Source organism: Maritimimonas sp. 2304DJ26-3 (genome assembly GCF_056591635.1).
The window spans coordinates 1-1,015 of record NZ_JBWQOK010000010.1; the positions used below are offsets into that span (position 1 = coordinate 1).

General features: G+C 36.7%; 1 protein-coding gene. It reads right to left on the reverse strand.

From position 1 onward, the window contains the following. Positions 1-954 (reverse strand): PorP/SprF family type IX secretion system membrane protein, encoded by a 954-nt coding sequence (locus AC1EUV_RS13780; protein WP_480199301.1) that lies wholly within the window; start codon positions 952-954, stop codon positions 1-3. Positions 955-1,015 lie beyond the last annotated feature (61 nt).

The window sequence follows — 1,015 nt, forward strand, 5'->3', positions numbered from 1 at the left end:
TTAGAAAAATCTAGGTGATTTTAAGTTCTTCTTTGAAAAATCTATGTCCCATAATAAAAACGCCTCATGCGTCCCACTATTGTAATTACCCAAATTTGTTGTCGTATAATCATACGCATAACCTATCCTCAAACTTGGTGTCACCCCAAAATTGGCCATTAAACTCACCGAATCATCTAATCTATAGTTTGCGCCTACCTCAAAACGTTCATTGAACAAAAAGTTGGTCGACACATCTACAGATAACGGTGAACCTTGTACGCCTTTTAACATTACTGATGGTTTGAACTTTAATGTCTCTGATAATTCAAAAACATATCCACTCGTTAAAAAGTAATGTGTCTCTTCTGCCGCTCTTGTAATTGTATTACCCTCCTTCTCAAAATGTAAGGTCTCTAAAAAGTTTGGTGCTGATAAACCTATATAAAATCGTTCATTATAATAATAAACTCCAGCTCCAAAATTTGGAAATGTCTTATTAATATCTTCATCAAAGAAAGGATCCGCTCCTCGTGGAGTCTGTGGCAATCTAATATTTGCAAAGTCTGTATTAAACAAACTAACTCCTCCTTTTAATCCAAAAGCTAATCTACCTTCTTCTGAAGTCGATACAGTATACGAAATATCTGCATAGATATTCTGCTCTTTTACAGGACCCAATTCATCTGCTATAGCTGAAAAGCCTGCCCCTAGATTCTTGCCAATTGGCGCATGGATTGCTGCTGTTACTGTTTTTGGTGCGCCATCTATACCAACCCATTGGGTTCTACCCAACACACCAATACTCAACGTACCGCGACTACCTGCATAGGCCGGATTCACAATATTCATATTAAACATATACTGTGTATACTGTGGATCTTGCTGAGCCTCAACATCCATAGATGTTAAACCTAGCAGAAAAACTACCAATAGCATGGCTAACCCTCTTGATATATCTATTCTAATTCTCATCGTAATGCTTTTATATAATCTAGTAACCATAACCTCTCTAATAATTTACATAAACCCAACC

Excerpts from the sequence above, each read along its gene's own strand:
- AC1EUV_RS13780 (WP_480199301.1), bottom strand. The coding sequence starts at position 954 with ATGAGAATTAGAATAGATATATCAAGAGGGTTAGCCATGCTATTGGTA.